This is a genomic window from Streptomyces sp. NPDC006012 (genome assembly GCF_042871185.1).
Taxonomy (GTDB): Bacteria; Actinomycetota; Actinomycetes; order Streptomycetales; family Streptomycetaceae; genus Streptomyces.
This window is the reverse complement of the sequence record NZ_JBIAIE010000003.1, coordinates 443,107-462,967: the sequence shown is the minus strand read 5'-3', so window position 1 is coordinate 462,967 and position 19,861 is coordinate 443,107. Positions and strand designations below refer to the sequence as shown.

Annotated in this window: 17 protein-coding genes; 5 read left to right on the top strand and 12 right to left on the bottom strand. The window is 69.3% G+C overall.

The window, feature by feature from the left end:
* Nucleotides 1-17: 17 nt before the first annotated feature.
* The 7 genes from ACFYPJ_RS08995 to ACFYPJ_RS08965 form a co-directional block, all read right to left on the bottom strand.
* Entirely contained in the window at nucleotides 18-419 is a 402-nt protein-coding gene (locus ACFYPJ_RS08995; protein ID WP_389012690.1) for a cytidine deaminase, read from the bottom strand.
* The gene (locus ACFYPJ_RS08990; RefSeq protein WP_389012687.1) at nucleotides 416-1,678 is read right to left on the bottom strand and encodes an ABC transporter permease; all 1,263 of its coding nucleotides are present in this window, start codon (nucleotides 1,676-1,678) and stop codon (nucleotides 416-418) included. Before ACFYPJ_RS08990 ends, ACFYPJ_RS08995 begins: the two co-directional genes overlap by 4 nt.
* Nucleotides 1,678-2,799: an ABC transporter permease gene (locus ACFYPJ_RS08985; protein ID WP_389012684.1), complete on the bottom strand. Its 1,122-nt coding sequence runs from the start codon at nucleotides 2,797-2,799 to the stop codon at nucleotides 1,678-1,680. Before ACFYPJ_RS08985 ends, ACFYPJ_RS08990 begins: the two co-directional genes overlap by 1 nt.
* A complete protein-coding gene (locus tag ACFYPJ_RS08980) occupies nucleotides 2,796-4,484 on the bottom strand; it encodes an ABC transporter ATP-binding protein (protein ID WP_389012681.1) in 1,689 nt (562 codons plus the stop codon). The genes ACFYPJ_RS08985 and ACFYPJ_RS08980 overlap by 4 nt, the downstream gene beginning before the upstream one ends.
* A gap of 183 nt (nucleotides 4,485-4,667) precedes the next feature.
* The gene (locus tag ACFYPJ_RS08975) at nucleotides 4,668-5,714 is read right to left on the bottom strand and encodes a BMP family protein (protein ID WP_389012678.1); all 1,047 of its coding nucleotides are present in this window, start codon (nucleotides 5,712-5,714) and stop codon (nucleotides 4,668-4,670) included.
* A gap of 413 nt (nucleotides 5,715-6,127) precedes the next feature.
* Nucleotides 6,128-7,153 (bottom strand): BMP family protein, encoded by a 1,026-nt coding sequence (locus ACFYPJ_RS08970; protein WP_389012675.1) that lies wholly within the window; start codon nucleotides 7,151-7,153, stop codon nucleotides 6,128-6,130.
* Between the two features lie 356 nt (nucleotides 7,154-7,509).
* Nucleotides 7,510-8,736, bottom strand: coding sequence for an amidohydrolase (locus ACFYPJ_RS08965; RefSeq protein WP_389012980.1), 1,227 nt, complete (start codon nucleotides 8,734-8,736; stop codon nucleotides 7,510-7,512).
* Between the two features lie 831 nt (nucleotides 8,737-9,567).
* Here ACFYPJ_RS08965 and ACFYPJ_RS08960 point away from each other — a divergent pair.
* Nucleotides 9,568-9,936, top strand: a complete 369-nt coding sequence (locus ACFYPJ_RS08960; RefSeq protein WP_389012672.1) for an NUDIX domain-containing protein — start codon at nucleotides 9,568-9,570, stop codon at nucleotides 9,934-9,936.
* 70 nt (nucleotides 9,937-10,006) lie between these two features.
* On the opposite strand, the gene ACFYPJ_RS08955 is transcribed toward ACFYPJ_RS08960, so the two are convergent.
* The 3 genes from ACFYPJ_RS08955 to ACFYPJ_RS08945 all read right to left on the bottom strand — a co-directional run bounded on the left by ACFYPJ_RS08955 (nucleotide 10,007) and on the right by ACFYPJ_RS08945 (nucleotide 11,906).
* Nucleotides 10,007-10,339, bottom strand: coding sequence for a hypothetical protein (locus tag ACFYPJ_RS08955; RefSeq protein ID WP_389012670.1), 333 nt, complete (start codon nucleotides 10,337-10,339; stop codon nucleotides 10,007-10,009).
* A gap of 109 nt (nucleotides 10,340-10,448) precedes the next feature.
* The gene (locus ACFYPJ_RS08950; RefSeq protein ID WP_389012667.1) at nucleotides 10,449-11,345 is read right to left on the bottom strand and encodes a hypothetical protein; all 897 of its coding nucleotides are present in this window, start codon (nucleotides 11,343-11,345) and stop codon (nucleotides 10,449-10,451) included.
* A gap of 144 nt (nucleotides 11,346-11,489) precedes the next feature.
* Complete coding sequence (locus ACFYPJ_RS08945; RefSeq protein ID WP_389012664.1) at nucleotides 11,490-11,906, bottom strand: ATP-binding protein; 417 nt, start codon at nucleotides 11,904-11,906, stop codon at nucleotides 11,490-11,492.
* A 208-nt stretch (nucleotides 11,907-12,114) separates the two neighbouring features.
* Between ACFYPJ_RS08945 and ACFYPJ_RS08940 the strand changes: the two genes are divergently transcribed.
* Nucleotides 12,115-12,966 (top strand): helix-turn-helix domain-containing protein, encoded by an 852-nt coding sequence (locus ACFYPJ_RS08940; RefSeq protein ID WP_389012662.1) that lies wholly within the window; start codon nucleotides 12,115-12,117, stop codon nucleotides 12,964-12,966.
* Nucleotides 12,967-12,973: 7 nt separating this feature from the next.
* Nucleotides 12,974-13,174, top strand: coding sequence for a DUF397 domain-containing protein (locus ACFYPJ_RS08935; protein WP_389012659.1), 201 nt, complete (start codon nucleotides 12,974-12,976; stop codon nucleotides 13,172-13,174).
* A gap of 45 nt (nucleotides 13,175-13,219) precedes the next feature.
* On the opposite strand, the gene ACFYPJ_RS08930 is transcribed toward ACFYPJ_RS08935, so the two are convergent.
* Both ACFYPJ_RS08930 and ACFYPJ_RS08925 read right to left on the bottom strand, forming a co-directional pair.
* Entirely contained in the window at nucleotides 13,220-13,810 is a 591-nt protein-coding gene (locus ACFYPJ_RS08930) for a hypothetical protein (protein ID WP_389012656.1), read from the bottom strand.
* Between the two features lie 386 nt (nucleotides 13,811-14,196).
* Nucleotides 14,197-16,932 (bottom strand): LuxR C-terminal-related transcriptional regulator, encoded by a 2,736-nt coding sequence (locus ACFYPJ_RS08925; RefSeq protein ID WP_389012654.1) that lies wholly within the window; start codon nucleotides 16,930-16,932, stop codon nucleotides 14,197-14,199.
* Between the two features lie 230 nt (nucleotides 16,933-17,162).
* Between ACFYPJ_RS08925 and ACFYPJ_RS08920 the strand changes: the two genes are divergently transcribed.
* On the top strand, nucleotides 17,163-17,930 hold the full coding sequence (locus ACFYPJ_RS08920) for a hypothetical protein (protein WP_389012651.1): 768 nt from the start codon (nucleotides 17,163-17,165) through the stop codon (nucleotides 17,928-17,930).
* Between the two features lie 101 nt (nucleotides 17,931-18,031).
* A complete protein-coding gene (locus ACFYPJ_RS08915) occupies nucleotides 18,032-18,604 on the top strand; it encodes an RICIN domain-containing protein (RefSeq protein ID WP_389012648.1) in 573 nt (190 codons plus the stop codon).
* Nucleotides 18,605-19,861 lie beyond the last annotated feature (1,257 nt).

Here is a 19,861-nt window from a genome sequence, read left to right as displayed (position 1 = left end):
GAGGGGCCGCACAGGAGTTACTTGGTGAGATGGTCCGGGCCGAAGGCCTGCGGCAGCATCCGCGACAGCGGCAGGACGCCCGCCGGGGTGTCGAGCACCAGATCGGGCCCGCCGAACTCGTACAGCAGCTGGCGGCAGCGCCCGCACGGCACGAGCAGCTCGCCCTGGCCGTCCACGCAGGTGAAGTAGGTGAGCCGGCCACCTCCGGTGCGCTGGAGTGCGGAGACGAGCCCGCACTCGGCGCACAGGCCGAGTCCGTACGAGGCGTTCTCCACGTTGCAGCCGGAGACCGTGCGCCCGTCGTCGACCAGGGCCGCCGCCCCGACCCGATAGCCCGAGTAGGGGGCGTACGCGTGGGACATGGCCTCCCGCGCCTCGGCGCGCAGCGCCTCCCAGTCGACGTCGTCGGCCCGGGTCACGTGCCCTGTCCCTTCCGGTACGGCAGGCCGTCCGCCTTCGGCATCCGCAGGGACTGCGCGGACAGCGACAGGACGAGCAGGGTGACGAGGTAGGGAGTGGCGGTGACGAGCTGGCGCGGGACGTCGTTCGTGGTGGCGTACCAGACGAACATCAGGGCCGCGATCACGGCGGTCACGACGGCGGGGACGTACTTCTTCCGCCAGGCGAGGTACGCCGCCCCGAACACCAGCAGGATGGCGAGGAGCAGGATCAGCGCGTGCACGTTCACCGTGCCGCCGCGCAGGTTGAGGCTGTCGGTGTAGCCGAACAGGCCCGCGCCCACGGCGAGGCCGCCCGGCATCCAGTTGCCGAAGATCATCGCCGCGAGGCCGATGTAGCCGCGGCCCGCGGTCTGCCCGTCGAGGTACACGTTCGAGGCGACGATGGACAGGAACGCGCCGCCGAGGCCCGCGAAACCGCCGGAGATGATCACCGCGAGGTACTTGTACTTGTAGACGTTGACGCCGAGGGATTCGGCCGCCACCGGGTTCTCGCCGCAGGAGCGCAGCCGCAGCCCGAAGGCCGTACGCCACAGCACCCACCAGCTGACGGGCACCAAGGCCACCGCGATCACGGTGAGCGGCGACAGGTCGGTGACCAGACCGCCGAGCAGTCCGGCGACGTCGGAGACCAGGAACCAGTGTTTCTCGTTGAGGGTGTCCAGCCAGCCGGACAGTCCTGGGATGTCGAAGTCGCCGAGCGAACTGATCGGCGGGGACTGCTTGGCGGAGCCCTGCGGCGCGTCGGCGAAGGTGAACTTCGACAGATAGCGGGTGGTGCCGAGGGCGAGGATGTTCAGGGCGACACCGGAGACGATGTGGTTGACGTTGAAGGTGACGGTGGCGATGGCGTGCAGTAGGGCGCCGAGCGCACCGCCGATCACGCCGAAGATCACGCCGGCCCACGGGCCCCACTGGTATCCGGCCCAGGCGCCGAACCAGGTGCCGAGGATCATCATGCCTTCGAGGCCGATGTTGACGACGCCGGAGCGCTCGGCCCACAGACCGCCGAGGCCGGCGAGCCCGATCGGCACGGCGAGGCGCAGGGCGGTGGACATCTGGCCGGTCGAGGTGATGCCGTCGGCGCCGGTGACGAGGCGGACGATCGACGTCAGCAGCAGCACGCCCGCGATGACCAGCAGGAGTACCGGGAGGGACAGCCGGCGGCCGCCCCGGACGGGCTGGGGCGCCTTCGGTTTCGTGACGGTCGCGGTGCTCATCAGGCCGCCACCTCTTCCTTCTTGATGGTCAAGGCGGCGGCGGCCAGCTCGGCACCGACCTGGCGCTGCTGGCGGCGCAGACCCCACTGGCGTACGGCCTCGTACGAGATGACGACCGCGAAGACGATCAGACCCTGCATGATCGTCGCGATCTCCTTCTCGTATGCCACCGGGGTCGCGTAGTCGAGGGCGGGCGAGGCCTTGTCGAGGAAGGCCCACAGCAGGGCGGCCAGCGCGATGCCGCCGGGGTGGTTGCGGCCGAGCAGGGCGATGCCGATGGCGGTGAAGCCGAGGCCGGCCGGGAAGCTCAGGCTGTAGGTGTGGGTGTCGCCGAGCAGCAGCGGCAGGCCGGACAGGCCCGCGACCGCGCCGGAGATCAGCATGGAGACCAGCACCATGCGCTTGGCGTTGACGCCGGAGGCCGCGGCGGCGGTCTCGGAGGCGCCGGTGGCGCGCAGGTCGAAGCCGAACCGGGTGCGGTTGAGGACCAGCCAGTACAGGACGCCCAGCAGGACGGCGAGGAAGACCAGGCCGTAGATCTCGCCTACGTCGGAGCCCAGGTCGATGCCCGGGAACCAGCCGGACTCCTTCATGACGCCGGTGGTCATGTTGTTGCCGACCTGCACGCCCCAGACGTTGGCGAGGGTGATGTAGCCGATGAGGGAGGTCGCGATGGAGTTCAGCATGATCGTGGCGACGACCTCGCTGACCCCGCGGGTGATCTTCAGGGCGCCGGCGATGCCGGCCCAGAAGGCGCCGGTGAACATGGCGACCAGCAGGAGCAGCGGTATCTGCAGGAAGGCCGGCAGGCCGATGTTCGCGCCGACCACGGCGGTCATCACGGCGGCGAGCCGGTACTGTCCGTCGACGCCGATGTTGAACAGGTTCATCCGGAAGCCGAGGGCGACCGCCAGGGCGGCGATGTAGTACAACGACGCCTGGTTGACGATCAGGACCTGGATGTCCGAGTACGGCAGCTGCTGGAGCATCAGCGCGTACGGCTGGAACGGGTTCTTCCCCGAGGCGAGCAGCACGATCGAGGTCAGCGCGATCGCGAGGACGAGCGCGATGACCGGTCCGGCCACCGCCAGGAGCACCCGCTCCTTGTCGAACTTCTTCATCGGGCCTCGTCCTCCGGACCGGCGCTTACGTGTTCGAGGTGACCGGAGGCGGCCCCGGTCATGGCCGAGCCCAGTTCCTCCGGGGTGACGGTGGCCGGGTCGGCGTCCGCGACCAGCCTGCCGTTGTAGATCACCCGCAGGGTGTCCGACAGGCCGATCAGTTCGTCCAGGTCGGCGGAGATCAGCAGCACGGCCAGGCCCTCGCGGCGGGCCTGCCGGATGCGGTCCCAGATCTGCGCCTGGGCGCCGACGTCGACACCGCGGGTGGGGTGGGCGGCGATCAGGAACTTCGGTGCGTGGCTCATCTCCCGGCCGACGATCAGCTTCTGCTGGTTGCCGCCGGACAGCGAGGCCGCGGTGACGTCGATGCCGGGGGTGCGGACGTCGTACTCGTCGACGATCCGCCGGGTGTCCGCCTGGGCGCTGCCGAGGTCGAGCCAGAAGCCCCGGGCGTTGGGCTTCTCGGTGACGTGGCCGAGGATGCGGTTCTCCCACAGCGGGGATTCCAGCAGGAGGCCCTGGCGGTGGCGGTCCTCGGGGATGTAGCCGACGCCGGACTCGCGGCGCCTGCGGGTGGGCCAGGGGGTGATGTCCTCGCCGAGGAAGACGATCTGTCCGGCGTCGGCCTGCCGGGTGCCGATCAGTGCGTCGATCAGCTCGGTCTGGCCGTTGCCCTCGACGCCGGCGATGCCCATGACCTCGCCGGCGTGGATGGTGAAGGAGACGTCGTCCAGGACGCGCTTGGCCCCGTCGCCGCCCGCGGACCCGGTGAGGCCCTGGCCGGCCGGTTCGGCCTCCGCGCCGAGGGAGGCGCCGCCGCCCGCGTAGACGGTGAGGTCGTCCACCTGGAGGACCACCCGGTCGGTGACCGTGGACTCGGCGGTCTGAGGGGTGGGCAGCTCGCTGCCGACCATCATCTCGGCGAGCTGGCGCGAGGTCGTCTCGGCCGGGACGGCGGTGCCGACCGTCGTACCGCGCCGGATGACGGTGATGTCGTCGGCGACGGAGAGCACCTCGCCCAGTTTGTGCGAGATGAAGATGACGGAGAGGCCCTCGGACTTCAGTTCGCGCAGGTTGTCGAAGAGGGCGTCGACCTCCTGCGGCACGAGGACGGCGGTCGGCTCGTCGAGGATCAGGATCCGGGCGCCGCGGTAGAGGACCTTCAGGATTTCCACGCGCTGCCGGGCGGCGACGCCGAGGTCCTCCACCAGTACGTCGGGGCGGACACCGAGGCCGTAGCGGTCGGAGATCTCCTTGATCTTCTTGCGGGCGGCGCCGCCGATGCCGTACAGCTTCTCGCTGCCGAGGGCCACGTTCTCCAGGACGGTCAGGTTGTCCGCCAGCATGAAGTGCTGGTGCACCATGCCGATGCCCTGGGCGATGGCGTCGGCGGGGCTGGCGAAGGCGACCTGTTCGCCGTCGACGGCGATGGTGCCCTCGTCCGGCTTCTGCATGCCGTAGAGGATCTTCATCAGGGTCGACTTGCCGGCACCGTTCTCGCCGACGAGGGCGTGCACGGTGCCCTTGCGGACGCTCAGGTGGATGTCGTGGTTGGCGACAACACCGGGGAATCGTTTGGTGATGCCCGCGAGCTCGACCGCGGCTGTCGACTCAGCGGTGGGCGGAGGGCTGCTGGACGGGTCGATGGCGCACTCTCCTCGGAAAAGGGGCCGCTCTACGCGCATCGCGGCCCCTGCTTTAGATAGTGCTCGGGTCCGGTCGACTCGTGTCGCACTCGATCCGTTCCGAGCGGTATGCCGCACGAACGGGGCACGAAGAGGTCATCCTCCCCGCACCCCGTTCCGCGGCCGTAACGCTGCCATTACAGCGCTCTTTTGGCCATGCCCCGGACAGGCCGGCGCTCTGGTTCAGGACGTCTTGACCGTGATGCTGCCGTTCTTGATGCCGTCCTCGGCCTTCTTGAGCGCGGCCTGGAGGGCGGCGTTGTTCTTGAAGACCGGGTTGGAGTCGGCGATGCCCACGCCGCCGTTGTCGAGAGCACCGCGGATCTCGCCCGACAGCGGCTTCTTGTCCTTGAGGACGGACTTGGCGAGTTCGTACACCGCGCCCTCGACGTTCTTCGTCGCCGAGGTCAGGATGTGGTCCTTGTACTGGCCGAGCGCGCCCTGGAGGTACTGGTCGGAGTCGACGCCGATCGCCCACACCTTGTGACCGGCGGCGGACTTGATCACGCCCTGCCCGGAGAGACCGGCCGCCTGGTAGACGACGTCGGCTCCGGCCTCGATCTGGCCGTCCGCCGCGTTCTCGCCCTTGTCCGGGCTGGAGAAGCCGCCCTCGGCGGCGGTCTCGGTCAGGTACTGCTTCTCGATCTTGATCTTCGGGTTGACCGACTGCGCGCCCTGGACGTACCCGGCCTCGAACTTGTGGATCAGCGGGTTGTCCACGCCGCCGACGAAACCGATGTGGTCCTTCTTGGTGGTCATGGCCGCGGCCACGCCCGCCAGGTACGACGACTGCTCCTCGTGGAAGACCATGTCGGCGACGTTGTCCGCCTTGATGGTCTCGTCGTCGATGATCCCGAAGCTGACCTTCGGGTACTTGGCGGAGACTTCCTTGACAGCCGGGGCGTACGCGTAGCCGACCCCGATGATCGGGTTGTAGCCCTGCTTGGCGAGGGTGTCCAGGCGCTGCACCTTGTCCGCGTCGGACTCGCCGTCCTGCGGCTCGATGTCCCGCCCGCCGGCGCCGAAGTCTTTCTCGGCCTTCTGGAAGCCGGCGTAGGCGGCGTCGTTGAAAGACTGGTCGCCCTTGCCGCCGACGTCGTACGCCAGGCCGATACCCTTGGACTTTCCGCTGCCCGAGGACGAAGTGGACGAGCTGCCACAGGCGGAAACTGTGACAGCGAGGGCTGCGGTTGCAACGCCCGCAACCGCGATACGGGACACCCGGCGCATGGAACGAGACTCCTTCGTGCAAGCGCCCATTCCAGGCGCTGATTCCGGCGCAGCGTAACGCGCGTAGACCAGACGGAAAACCCCTTCTGTCCGCTCCGTTATCGAGATGTGGCGTAAGCCGGGCCCGGCCGACACACAGTGATGAACCCGTTGCGGGAGGCAAGGGACACACGGCGATGCGCCCCTTGAGCTGGGGTGCTACGACGACCACTGGCCGGAACCGAAGGGGGCGGCGAGGGGGACTCGGTGACGTACCCCTCGCGGGCGGCGGGGGGCACATCACAGCGGGGAAGCACGGGCGGCGGTGCCGACGGTGCCGGGACCGCCCGGCCTTCGGCACCGGAGCGCAGGGCCCGGTAAGACTCAGGTCCACCGGGCCACCGGGCGTTCCGGGTGGGCTCAGGTCCGCGGGATCACTTGGTGTTGACGGTGATCTTGCCGTCGATGATGTCCTGCTTGGCCTTGTCCACGGCCGCGACGACGTCCTTCATCGCCTGGTACTTGGGGTTGGTGTCGGCGAAGCCCACCCCGCCCGACTTGAGGTCGCCGCGCACCTCACCGCTGAGCGGCTTGCCATCGACGACGGACTTGGCGAGCTCGTACACCGCGCCACCGACGTTCTTCAGGGCCGAACCGAGGATGTAGTCCTTGTACTGGGCGAGCGCGCCCTGTGCGTACTGGTCGGAGTCGACGCCGATCGCCCACACCTTGTGACCGGCGGCGGACTTGATCACGCCCTGACCGGAGAGACCGGCCGCCTGGTAGACGACGTCGGCTCCGGCCTCGATCTGGCCGTCCGCCGCGTTCTCGCCCTTGTCCGGGCTGGCGAAACCACCCTCGGCGGCGGTCTCGGTCAGGTACTGCTTCTCGATCTTGATCTTCGGGTTGACCGACTGCGCACCCTGGACGTACCCGGCCTCGAACTTGTGGATCAGCGGGTTGTCCACGCCACCGACGAAACCGATGTGGTCCTTCTTGGTGGTCATGGCCGCGGCCACGCCCGCCAGGTACGACGACTGCTCCTCGTGGAAGACCATGTCGGCGACGTTCTTCTCCTTGATGGTCTCGTCGTCGATGATCCCGAAGCTGACCTTCGGATACTTGACGGACACCTCCTTGACCGCCGGGGCGTAGGAGTAGCCGACCCCGATAATGGGGTTGTAGCCCTGCTTGGCGAGCGTCTCCAGGCGCTGCACCTTGTCCGCGTCGGACTCGCCGTCCTGCGGCTCGATGTCCCGCCCGCCGATCTTGAACTCCTGCTCCGCCTTCTGGAAACCGGAGTAGGCGGCGTCGTTGAAGGACTGGTCGCCCTTGCCGCCGACGTCGTAGGCGAGGCCGATGCCCTTGCCCGCGTACTTGCCGTCCTTGGTCGTGCCCGCGGACTCACCGCTGGACTTGCCGCACCCGGCAGCCGCGACGGCGACGACCGCGACGGTCACCGCGGCTTGGGAGAACCTCGTCCTCCGAGAGTTCAGACGCACAGCAAGTACCCCTTTGTCCCCACGGCACCGTCGCCGGCCCCGCTATTTCCCCAACGTGCCGCAGCTGGCGGCGATTTCGGCGCACAGTAACGCGCGTAGAAGGGGAGGGGAACGGGGTTGTACCCGGACGTTATCGATTCGTGCCGCCCCATGGTCACGACCGCGTATCGCGGGTTACCCCCTAGTGACACAAAGGGACGAAGCGGCACCGATCCGGCACCGCTTCGTCCCCTGGGTCCTGCGTCGTCTTCTGGCGTCTGCGTCGCGCCCCGTCGACCACGCCCCGCACAGCGGGCTTCGCCCGGCCGCTCTGCCTACCGGGCCGCGTCGAGCAGCACGGCGGCGGTGAACAGCTCGACGCCCACCGCGATGGCGTGCTCGTCCACGTCGAAGTCGCCCTGGTGCAGGTCGCGCGACTGGCGCGCGCCGGGCGGGCGCACGCCGAGCCGGGCCATGGCGCCGGGCACGTGCTCCAGGTACCAGGAGAAGTCCTCGCCGCCGAGGCTCTGCTCGGTGCTCTCCACGGACTCGGCGCCGCGCCGCGTGACCATGGCGTCCCGCAGCAGCTCGGTGACCGCCGGATCGTTGACCACGGGCGGCACCCCGCGCACGTAGGTGATCTCGGACTTCGCCCGGTGCATGGTGGCGACCTCGTCGACCGCGGCGTGCACCACGTCCGGGGCCAGCCGCCAGGCTCCGAGGTCGAGGCAGCGCACCGTGCCGGACAGCTCGGCGTGCTGCGGGATCACGTTCGGCGCGTGCCCCGACTCGATCCGCCCCCAGGTCACGGCGAGCCCGCCGCGGCTGTCCACCCGCCGGGCCACCAGCGCGGGCACGTCGGTGGCGACGCGGGCAGCGGCGGTCACCAGGTCGGTGGTGAGGTGCGGCCGGGCGGTGTGCCCGCCGGGGCCGTCGAGCGACACCTCCAGCCGGTCGCAGGCGCTGGTGATCGCACCCTGCCGCAGCCCGATCCGCCCGGCGTCCACCCGCGGATCGCAGTGCACGGCGATGATCTTCTCCACGCCGTCGAGCACCCCGGACTCGATGGCGTCGGCGGCGCCGCCGGGCAGCACCTCCTCGGCGGGCTGGAAAAGCAGCCGCACGGGCCGTGGCAGCAGCCCCTGCCGGTGCAGCTCGGCGAAGACCAGGCCGGCCCCGAGCACCACGGTCGTGTGCACGTCGTGCCCGCACGCGTGGGCGCGGTCCGGCACGGTCGACCGGTACGCGCAGTCACTCTTGGTGTCCGGGATGGGCAGGGCGTCGATGTCGGCGCGCAGGGCGAACAGCGGCCCGGCGCTCTCGCCCTCCGTTGTTCCGATGTCACAGACGAGTCCGGTACCGAGGGCGAGGACCCGGGGTGCGAGTCCGGCCTGTTCGAGCCTGGCCTTGATCGCCGCGGTGGTACGGAACTCCTGGTTGCCTAGTTCGGGGTGCATGTGCAGGTCGCGGCGGAATGCCACCAGCTCGGCGTACAGCGCGTCATTGAGCGCGCCGGGGAGCACGGCATCCTCGGGAAGATCGGCCTCGGACTCTCGGGACATCAGTTGGTTCACCCTTTGAAGGGTATGCCGACCTGCCGGTCAACTACCCCTCGATCAACAAAACTTCAGCCCGTCAGGCGAAAAAACCTGGCCACTGGCCGCATAGCTGTCGACAAGGATGGGTAAACTCGCTCGCTTGCCGCCCGTGACGATCATGGACCCGACGGTTCCTCCCTCCACGACTACCACGCCCGGCCCGCCCCGGGCCCCGGCCGTCCACCTGACGGAACCACCGGCGGGGGTCCGCGGCAGCGCCGCCTCCCGGCCGCTCAGCCACCGCGGGCCCGGTGACCTGCGCCGACGTGACCGACGACACCACCACGGATTCCCTCGACGCCACCCGTTCCGCCTACGACGCCGACGCCCGGGACCACACGACCATCATGGACACGGAGGGTGATCGTTTGCTTCTTCTCGTACGGGCGCGGAGGGGATGCCGCGCGGGCGCGGGCGCCGTGGGTGGGCGCATCCTGCGGGTTCGGCCCGTCCTGCGCCGCTTGACGCATCGGGATGCGGCCTCGGGGCCTGTACCCCTTCCGTCAGGTCTGCTGCGTTCTCGGCTCATTTCGTCGCCGAGAGCACCTCGGCGCTGGACGGGTACGCTGCGCCGACTATTTCTCCGCACCGGCACCGTGCACCGTGCATCGGGCACCGGTCGCCGGTCGCCGGTCGCCGGTCGCTGAGGTGACGCACCGGAAGGGGTGACGCACCGGAAGGGGTGACGCACCGGGAGGCGTTCGATCGCTCGGCCGGGGTAGACCATCAGGGCCCGGCGGCATGGCCCCGGCCGGGCGGACAGCCGGCCCGGCGCCGGGGAGGGGAGATCGAGGCATGACAGTGGAGCAGGCAGACTCAGGCACGGTGGAGTCGCTCGTCGGATACGACGGGCGGCTGCTGCTCATACTCCGGGCGGACGGCTGGGGGCTACCCTCCGGCACTCCGCAACCGGCCGAGACGGCCGAGGCCACCGCGGCGCGTGTCGTCTACGAACTGACCGGTTACCTGGTCGACGGCGGCCAGACGCTCAAGGCTCAGCAGGACACGGTGCCGGCCGTGGTGTGCCAGTTGCTGAGCGAGTCCCCGTCCGAGGGCGGCCGGCTCCCGCCCGAGCAGATCCGATGGACTCCGTACGAGGAGACCGCGGGCGCGGCGCTGTCCACGGCCGTATGCAACTACTTGGCGGGGCACACCCCCACGTGACGCCTCCCGGCCCCAGCCGGTCGGCTCCGGGTGCGCCTCCGACCCCGTTTGCCCTGCCGGTCCCGCTCGCTCACTCGTCGGTGAAGAGTGCGTCCGCGTCGGTGGCGTGCAGGGCACGCCGGGCCCAGACGTCAAGCCGGTCGAGATCGGTGCAGGCACTCACGCGGTCACGGACGGGCTCCGGTACGGGAATGCTCCGCCATTCGAGGATGCGGAGGACCATCTCGGCCTTGGCTTCGGTCCGGCCCTCTTCGCGACCCTCCTCGCGGACTTCCTCGGCCAGCGGGTGTCGCCAGAAATACTGGATCGCCGTCATCAGGTCCCTCCACATCTGCTTCGCCTGGGGGTCGGCCAGGCACGAGCCGACGAACCGCACGAACACCGCGGGCGCGGCGCTGTCCACAGCCGTATGCGACTGCTCGGCGGGGCACACCCCCACGTGACGCCTCCCGGCCCCAGCCGGTCGGCCCCAGGTGTGCCCCGACCCCGTCTGTACTTCCGGTCCCGCTCACTCACCCGTCGGTGAAGAGAGCCTCCGCGTCGGCGGTGTGCATGGCACGCTGGGCCCAGACTTCGAGCTGGTCGAGATCGGTGCAGGCACTCACCCGATCACGAACGGCCTCCGGTACGGGGATACTCCGCCATTCGAGAATGCTCAGGACCATCTCGGCCTTGGCTTCGGTCCGGCCCTCCTCGCGGCCCTCCTCGCGGCCCTCCTCGCGGACTTCCTCGGCCAGCGGGTGTCGCCAGAAGTACTGGATCGCCGTCATCAGGTCCCTCCACATCTGCTTCGCCTGGGGATCGACCAGGCACGAGTCGACGAACTGCACGAAGACCGCGGCGCTGTCGGTGTCGACGGTCCGCAGGGCGGCAGCCAGGGATTCCAGTATGGCGGCGGCCTGCGGGCCCCGCCCATGTGTCATCGCCGACAGCACCGCAAGAGGTACGTCCTGCTCGGCCTGCCGCTCGTCGGCGATCAATGGCACGTTGTCCGGACCCAGCACCAGCGGCCGGACGATCAGCGATTCCCAGCCGGGGAAACCGAGCCTGATGGGCTGTGAGGCCCACTGGGCGGTGGCGGTGTTCTGGGTGATGACGATGAGCACGGGCTCGCAGCGGTACTTCTCGAACAAGTACGAGAGGTAGTAGGGCCAGCTGCCCCGTTTCCGGTCGTCCACCTTGCCCTGCGATTCGACGACGAGGAGATAGGTCCCCTCGTCGGTCTCCGCCCGCAGCAAGGTGTCCACGCGTCGTTCGACGGGTTCGATCTCGGTGAGATCCACGTTCAGCGCGGCGATCTCCCGGGGTTCCGGGAAGGGCACGTTCAGCACCTGCTGTAATGCCCTCGTCAGCAACGCCGGGTCCTTCTGGAAGATCCGGTGCAGCGCCTCATGCGATGAGCCGACCATCTGCTCTCCTTTCGTACGATGTGATCAACGAGCCGAGGTGCGCGACGGCACGCCCGCCAGGGGGCCGTCTTTCGCCTGCCGCGACAGGGGGCTCAAAACGAGCGGCCCTCGTTCCCCCGCGCCTTTCGGGCACCGCCCGCCTGTTCAGACCCCGGCGAGTTCGCACCACACGTACTTGCCGTGGTCGCCGAACCGGGCCGAGGGCCGCCAGCCCCAGTAGTCGGCGCAGGCCGTCACCAGTCCCAGACCCCGGCCCTCCTCCAAGTGGAGTGCCTGTTGGAGAGGTTGCGGCGGGTCGGGCGGTTCGGGGTCGGTGTCCCACGCCCCGATCCACACCATGCCCTCCGGGTTGCGGCGCACCCTGAGCGCGGCGGGCCCCTTCGTATGCCGCACGGCATTGGACACAAGCTCCGCCGCCAGCAGCTCCGCGGTGTCCACGAGGCCGATCAGACCGTGGATCGTCAGGATGAGACGCAGGGTACGGCGGCAGACCGTGACCGCTCTGAGGTCGTTGGGGATGTAGAGCGTGTAGTCCCAGGTTTCATGACCGTTTTCAGGCACGTGGGATCAACTCCGTTGCGGTGAGGGAGATTTCGGCGCGCGGTGGCATTGCCGCTGACGTCCACGCAGGACGAGGCGGTGCACTTCCGCTGCGTGTTCAGTACGCCACTGACAGTAGGGGCCAAATTTGGTCCCAGCAAGTCATTGCCATAACCTGACGCTCGAACGAGTTGCTGCCCCCAAGCAGTTGGGCGCGGAGGAGGAAGGCATGCCACGCAGGCAGCAGGCCACCGCACGCCAGGCACGACTGGGTGCTGAGCTGCGGAAACTACGTGAAGCGGCAGGGCTCAAAGGCCGTGATGCTGCCGCGCTGCTGGGAACGGACTCTGCCCAGGTGAGCCAGATCGAGGTCGGCCTTGCAGGCGTAAGCGAGGCGCGGGTGCGCAGAATTGCGGCTCACTACGCCTGCACGAACCCGGAACTGATCGATGCCCTCGCGGCAATGACCGCCGACCGCACACGCGGCTGGTGGGAGGAGTACCGGGGCCGGCTGCCCACATCGTTCCTGGACCTGTCGGAGCTGGAGTACTACGCCTACTACCGCTGGGACGTGGAGTTCCTGCACGTCCCCGGGCTCCTTCAGACCGAGGACTGCGCGCGAGCCCTCTTCTCGTCCCGCGTTCCCGAACTCCCCGCAGACGAGCTGAAACTGCGCGTACTGCATCGCATGCAGAGGCGCGTCATCCTGGAGAGGGAACCGGCTGTCCTGTACCAAGCCGTGGTCCACGAAGCGGCACTCCGCATGATGGTGGGCAGCCGCGCCGCCTCACGGGCTCAGCTTGCGCGCATCTTGGAACTCTCCGAGGCAGACCACATCACAGTGCGCGTGATCCCCTTCAACCTGGAGCACTTCGCCGACCTGGGATCGGCCATGGTGTACGCGGGTGGCGCCGTCCCAAAACTGGACACCGTCATACGAGACGGCCCTCACGGCACGGTCTTCATCGACTCTGAAGCACAACTGGAAGTCTTCCGAACGCATTTCCGTAGAGTGGAGACAGTGTCACTCGACCCCGATCGGTCACGTGATTTGATCCACAGGCTCGCGAAGGAACTGTGAGGTAAACATGACTAACCGCGACCACTGGCACAAGTCGTCCTACTCAGGCGGCGGCGACGGCAACGCCTGCGTGGAGATAGCCCAGACTCTTTCCCACACCTCGGTCCGCGACTCCAAAACCCCCACCCGAGCCACCCTCACCCTCCCCACCCCCGCCTTCATCACCTTCGTCCGAGCCCTGAAGGCAGACCCGAACGCCTTCGGGTGAGGCCGGTGGTGGGGTGTTGCCGTCGGCATTCCGCCGGTGGGCCCTTCACCGTCTCCCGCTCGCCTGCCCCTGAATGCCGCCGTGCCCGGGGAAGTAGCCCGAGGCACGGTGCGGCACAGGCATTGATCTAAAGTCCTTGCCGAAGGAGGAGGGCTCGGCGAGGGTGGGGCGGGCCGCGGCGGCAGACGCCATGACGCCGGAACCGGGGACGCCGGGTTGCCCCTGCGGAGCGAGCGGGTAGGCGGTCGGATGCGAGAAGGACGACTGACCGTGCGGCTGTCCCGTCTGTGACGGCGGAACGGCCGGAGAGGGGGCACTCGCCGCACCCCGCTGCTTGCGGGATGCACCCCTCTGCTCACCCAAACGCTCGGCCAGCCCCTCCTTCAATTCTGACGTCACTCCAGTGTGACCACGACGGAGCCATTTGTCGACAGTATTCGGATCTTGGCCATCCTCTTTGGCGAACGAAGCCAGGGACGTTCCGAGGGGAGTGCGCAAAAATCTCTCGAAGAAATCCGCGACGTCCGCGGGGGCCACGCGGGCTTTGTACTTTCTGCTGGATTTCAGTTTCGTGTCCAGCCACGTGCGTTCGTCATTCGTCAACCCTTCACCCGAAGCGAGCTGCTTCGAAGCCAATTGATGGAAACTCCTCGGATCCATCTTTTTACTCTGCGCGAAGGCCGACAAACTCTTATCGGAAGCCCTGAATTCCCTCAACAAATCGATTCTCTGTTGGCCTTCGCGCCTCGGCATCGTTGTCCTCCGGTCGTCCGTGGCCGAGATCCCCGGCCGTCGCGAGCGTTCCCACGCCTACAACGCGAGCGATCCGCCGGAGGTTCATGCCACCTGCGTCCGCGTACGTGCCGACGCGGCTCCGGCCGACCGGAGAACGAGAGGGGCGAACCGGGCACCCTTGCGTGCGGATGCCGTTCCACGACGGCTGCGCAAGTCACTGCTTCCCGACCGGAAAACGCCTGCCGGGATGACCGAGCGCGGGTTCGAGGTACCGCGGACCGGGGGGATCAGTTTTCCCCGGTCTCTCCGGCCCCGCCGGGCGTCAGCAGCCCGCGCAGGCCCCCGCGGCTGGTCACACCGGTCTTGCGGTAGACCCGGTAGAGGTGGTTGTCGACGGTCCGTACGGTGATGCCCAGTCGGTCCGCGACGTCCCGGCTGCTCAGACCCGCCGCGGCGAGCCGGGCCACGTCGCGTTCCCGGTCGGTCAGCTCGGGAGACCGGCAGGCCAGCACGGCAGGCGTCATGACGCCCTCGCACCGGCCGACGAGGCGGTGGCAGCGGTCGGCGGCCCGTTGGGCGGACAGCGAACCACCCGTTCCCGGCCACAGACGCGCGGCCTGCGCGGCGGCCTCCGCCGCGTGCAGGAGCAGGCCGCCCGCCTCGAACGCGCCGCAGACCCGTTCCAGGGCGTCCGGGTCGCGGGCCGCCAGTGCCGCGGCGTGGTCGGCGTAGACGGCGATGTGCGGCGCGTCGCAGACGGCGACGAGTTCGGCGAGCCGGCGGGCAACGGTCGAGGACCGGCCGAGCCGCACCGGGATGTGCAGCAGCTCCGCCTCCCACAGCAGGGCCCGTCGCTCACGGGCGTCCGCCGCGACGCGCATCGCCTGCCGCACGGCGTCGTGCCCACGGCCCTGGGCGACCAGGATCCACGGCCGGGCCAGCTGGAACGCCGGCACGTCGAGGACGCGATAGGACTCCACGCGCGCCAGGTGCGCCCGGTCGAGCAGGGACCGTGCCTCGGCCACGTCGCCGAGCAGCGCCTCGATGGTGGCCAGTTCCCCGAAGACCAGTGCCTGCTGCCCCCAGGTGGTGTCCTCGCGCAGCGTCGAGACGGCCTCCCGCATGTGCCGCCGCGCCGACCGGAGCCGCCCCCGGCGGGCGGCGATCCGCCCCAGGAAGAACTGCCACGCGCCCTGACTGCCCACCCAGCCGGATTCCCGTGCCAGCCGGTACTGCGCGTCGGCGGTCGCCACGGCCGCATCCAGCCGCCCCGCGAACGCCTGGGCGGTGGCGAGCCAGCCCACCAGACCCGCCCCCAGCATGGGCAGGTCCTCCTCGGCGTCCCCGGCCGTCAGTGCCGCGAGGCCCGACTCGGCCAGTTCGACCGCCGCGCCGGTCCGGCCCTGGGCGAAGTGCGCCACGCATTCGGCATAGCGGGTCCTGACCAGGGTGGCAGAACCCGGGGACGTGTGCTGCCGGGCCCGCGCCAGATCCCGTTCGCAGGCCGGCCAGTCGGCCTGACTGGCCCGCAACACAGCCTGGAGTGCGGCGAGTTCGGACCGGGCCGCCGGATCATGCAGGCGGTTCTCGGTACGGTGCAGCAGGTCGAGCGCATCGGTGGGCCGGTCCAGCGACAGGTACATGTTGGCCGCCCGCAACTGCACCGAGCGCACCTGGTCGCGTTCGGACACGTCGGTCTGCGGCAGGTCGCTGTGCACCTCCTCGGCCTGTACGCCGTCCCCGGTATGGCCGAGCGCCGCGGCCAGCGCGCGCCGGGCGGGGCTCCCGCCCCCGGCGGCGCAGGCGGCCTCGGCGAGCCGGGCGGCCAGCGCGAAGTCCAGGGTGCGGACGGCGTGTTCGGCCGCGGCGAGCAGAAAACGCGGGTCGCTGTGGTCTCCGGCGGCCAGCCGCCAGGCGCCCACCCGGGCGATGTCCCCTCGTCGGTGCAGGCCGGTCCGCTCGGCCGCCGTGGCCAGTTCGAGGCAGCGCCGCTGCCTGCGGTGGGGCGGCGTTCCCGCGCGCAGCACCTCGCCGTAGAGGGGGTGGGCCAGCCGGAGCAGGGTGTGGCAGCCGTCCTGTTCGCCGAGGACGAGACCGTGCCGGTCGAGTGCTTCCAGGACCGCGGGGCCGGTGAGCTGGTCGAGGACGGCGGTCTCCAGCGGCTCGCCGAACGCCAGTAATTCGGCGGCGCGCTGCTCGTCCGGCCCGAGCCGTCCCATCCGGTGGCGTACCAGGTCGGTCAGGTGCGCCGGCAGTCCCAACGGCCCCCGACAGCGCCACACCCGCGCGACCAGCGCCAGTGTCCCCGCGGTGAGTCCCGCCTCCACGAGCTGCCGCAGCCACAGCACGTTGCCGCCGCTGACCTGCCCGAGCCGGTACGCGCTCGCGGTCTCCACCTGTCCGCCCAACACCCCCTCCAGCAGGCGGCCGACCTCGTCCTGGTCCAGTGGCCCCACCTCGACACGCGTGGCGTAGTCGCCGCGCAGCAGCGCCGCCACGGCGTCCGGCATCGGGGCGCCGGAGCGCGCGGTGAGGACGATCCGGGTGCCGCCGCGCACGGCGAGCTGGAGCAGCAGGGCTGCCGAACCGTCGTCCAGCAGGTGCGCGTCGTCCACGAACAGCGTCCGGCCGTCGCCCGCCTCGGCGAGGAGCGCGTCGGCGAGGATCCGCAGCAGGTTGGGCCGCCCGCCGGTGGGCGGCAGCGCCACCGGCAGCAGGTGGGCGAAGGCGCCGAACGGAATTCCCGCGGTGCTCTCGGTGGCCGCGACCACCAGGACCGGCCCCGCGGCCGACAACCCGGCCAGCAGTTCACGGGCCAGCCGCGTCTTGCCGACCCCCATCGGACCCGTGATCAGAACGCCGGCCCTGGCCGGATCCGCCAGCAGCGACCTCAGCTCCGCCAGCGAACCGTCCCGGCCGGTGAGCGGCCAGGACCGGTCGGGGACGGGACCGGGGACGGAATCGGGGCCGGAGCCGGAGCCGGAGCCGGGTCTATGGTGCGGTGCGTTCTCCCGATCCTTCATCAGCAGCCTCTCCGCACAGGTCGGCCCGAACCGCCGGGCAAGCCAGGGTCCGCACATTGAGTAACACATTACTCACGACTGGACGCCGCCTCACAGGTACGTTTTCGCCTTGCCGGAAGGTGACACAGGGAACGATTCCTCGGGCCAACCGAACAAATCAGCAGGGGAATTCAGTAAACCGGCGCGTGAATTCGACGTTGCATTGCATCCGACCTATCCAGAGGGGTCACATGCGCGACACACGAAACGCCTCAGCCCAGAAGACCGGATCCACTCGGCAGACCCGATCCACTCGGCAGGCCCGCTCCGCCCGCCGGGCCACGGCCGCGCTGGCCGCGGGGGCCGCACTGGTGACGGGTCTGCTGGCGACGGGCACACAGGCGAGCGCGGCCGATCTGCCGTACGGGCCGTACACCTGCGTGAACGGCTACGTCTGGCGCGAGGCCGTCCCGTCCGACCTGGTCTGCGTCACCCCGCAGATCCGCTCCCAGACCGTCACGGAGAACTCACTCGCCGACTCGCGACGCGAGCCGGACGGCGGCCCCTACGGGCCCGACACCTGCAAGGCGGGCTACGTCTGGCGGGAGACGAGCCCCGCGGACCACGTGTGCGTGCCGCCGGCCAGTCGCGACCAGGCCCGCGCCGACAACGGCAACGCGCCCTGGAGGCTGGTGGACCCGGGCGCCACACCGCTCGGCGGGGTGTCGGTGTACACCGAATACGGCTACTCGACCGGCGCCTACCTGAAGGCCACCGGCAGCGGCCTGTCCCCGAGCGGCACGGTGTCCTTCTACGCCGTCGGCATCAGCACGACCGGCCCGTTCTCGTTGGGCCAGTTGACCGCCGATGCCACCGGCCGGATCCCGGGCTACCAGTACGTCGGCTTCATCAGCTGCCGCAGCGGTGTCACACAACCAGCCACCGTGGTGGTCCTCGACCGGAAGTCCGGCCTGGTCACCACGGCCGGGACGACGGACGCGTTCCGCAGTTGCGGCTGAGCACCGCCTCGTCCGACCGGGCGCGGCAGAGACGTCCGTCCGCCCACACTCGACCCTCTTCGACCCTCCGCACTCACACAAGAGAGCAGGCGACGACGACCATGTACTTCAAGGCTGCTGGGCTGATCGCGGCAACCGCGGCGGCGATCGGTGGTTCACTCCTGTCCGCGCCGACCGCCTCGGCGTCCGGTCCCGCGTCGGTGACGCCCAAAGCGGCGTCCGCGGCGCCGTCGGCGGAGGCCAGGGCTGCGGCGGCCGGGCTCTACCTCGTGAATTCCAACAGCGGCAAATGTCTCAGCCCCGCCGGCGGCCGTGTGGACAACAACGCCTTCACCGTCATCTACAACTGCGACACCGACCCGTCGCGGGCCTGGTATCTGGTGAACAAGGGGAACAACATCTACCAGATCCTGAATCTCAACAGCGGCAAGTGCCTCAGCCCCGCCGGGGGTGCCGGCACCAACAACACCGAGACCGTCATCTACAACTGCGACAACGACCCGTCGAGACTCTGGTACTTCGTCGACAAGGGCAATCTCAATTACCACTTGGTGAACAACAACAGCGGCAAGTGCCTCAGCCCGGCAGGCGGGGGTGTCCTGAACAACACCCCCACCGTCATCTACAACTGCGACACCGACCCGTCGCGTCTTTGGTCCCTCAGGGCGCAGTAACGAGCACGAGAGGTCCGGTTTCCGCCGGTCGTACGGCAGGTCGTACGGCAATTCGTACGGCCGGTCGTACGGTCGGTCGCGAACACGGCCGGCGGCCGGGCCGGAGGACCGAACGGACGGCTCGCCCGGACGGCGCCCGGACTGCCGGGAGCGCTCCGCAGTCGATCGGCCGTATTCCCGGCAACGCGGCGTGTGTACCTGGGGCGTTCCCGGCCACGGCACCCGGGCCGCGCACTTCAGCGGCCCGGGTGCCGTGGAAATCCGGTGGGACAGCGGCAGGTCCGCCTCGGCTCATGGGCGGCGGTCAGCCGGGAGAACCCTTGCGGATGACGGGAGCGGCGCGACGGGCACCTCTTGCCTATCAGCCCCCGCCTTGACCTGCGCTTTCGAAGCTCAAGAACCTACTTGGTCCTCATCTTATTCTTCTTTTCTTCGTGCTTCTTATGCGGCTGTTGCGGCGGTACTACGCCCTGGGGCCGCGAAGAACCCCCCTGCACAGGATTCCGCTGCTTGCGCAAGTAGCCGGCCACATCCGACATCAGAGACCGCGGCTTGGGCTGGGGCTTCGACTGCTGAGTCCGCTGGGGCCTCTCCGCGCCCTCCTTGGAGCCCGTATTGATCGCGGGCACGAGCCTGTCTCTCATTGCCCGCTCGCGCGACCTGTTGGCTATGTTTGGGCGGACGACGGTCCGGTCGTCACGGTGCGCCACAAGGGCGCGATCCGGGGCGTAGTAAACTGGTGGTTCTCCCATCCACGGTACCGCCGCCGCGAAAGAGGCACCGTCCACCGGGCTGTACTCTTCCGGTTCCGGTTCATAGTCGGTTTGGGGTATACCTACCGCCGCCTGCGCAAACGCGTCACCCACCGGGCTGTAATCCGCTTCCGATTCCGGCATCCGCGACGCCGCCGACCCAAACGCGTCACCCACCGGGCTGTACACCGCTGATGCCTGCGTCTCTTCCGCCACCTGCGAGTAAGCAGGAGCCGCGGCGTAAGACACGAACGTTCCCGATCCTGGCTGCGCGGGAGCCGTGTACCCCTGGGCTGCCTCCTGACCCGCTCCCTGCGCAAAATATGGGTCATTCAATGTATTAAGTTGATAAGTTGCGGCGTTTACCCAACCAACCCTTCCACGAGGGTCTGGTCCAAGATCAATCCGGTCGTCTTCGTCCATACCATCACTACGTCGCGCTCCCGACCATGGTTCAATTTCAGCCTCCTGGTGTTGTGACGCCGCGCAGAAGCCTCACCGAACA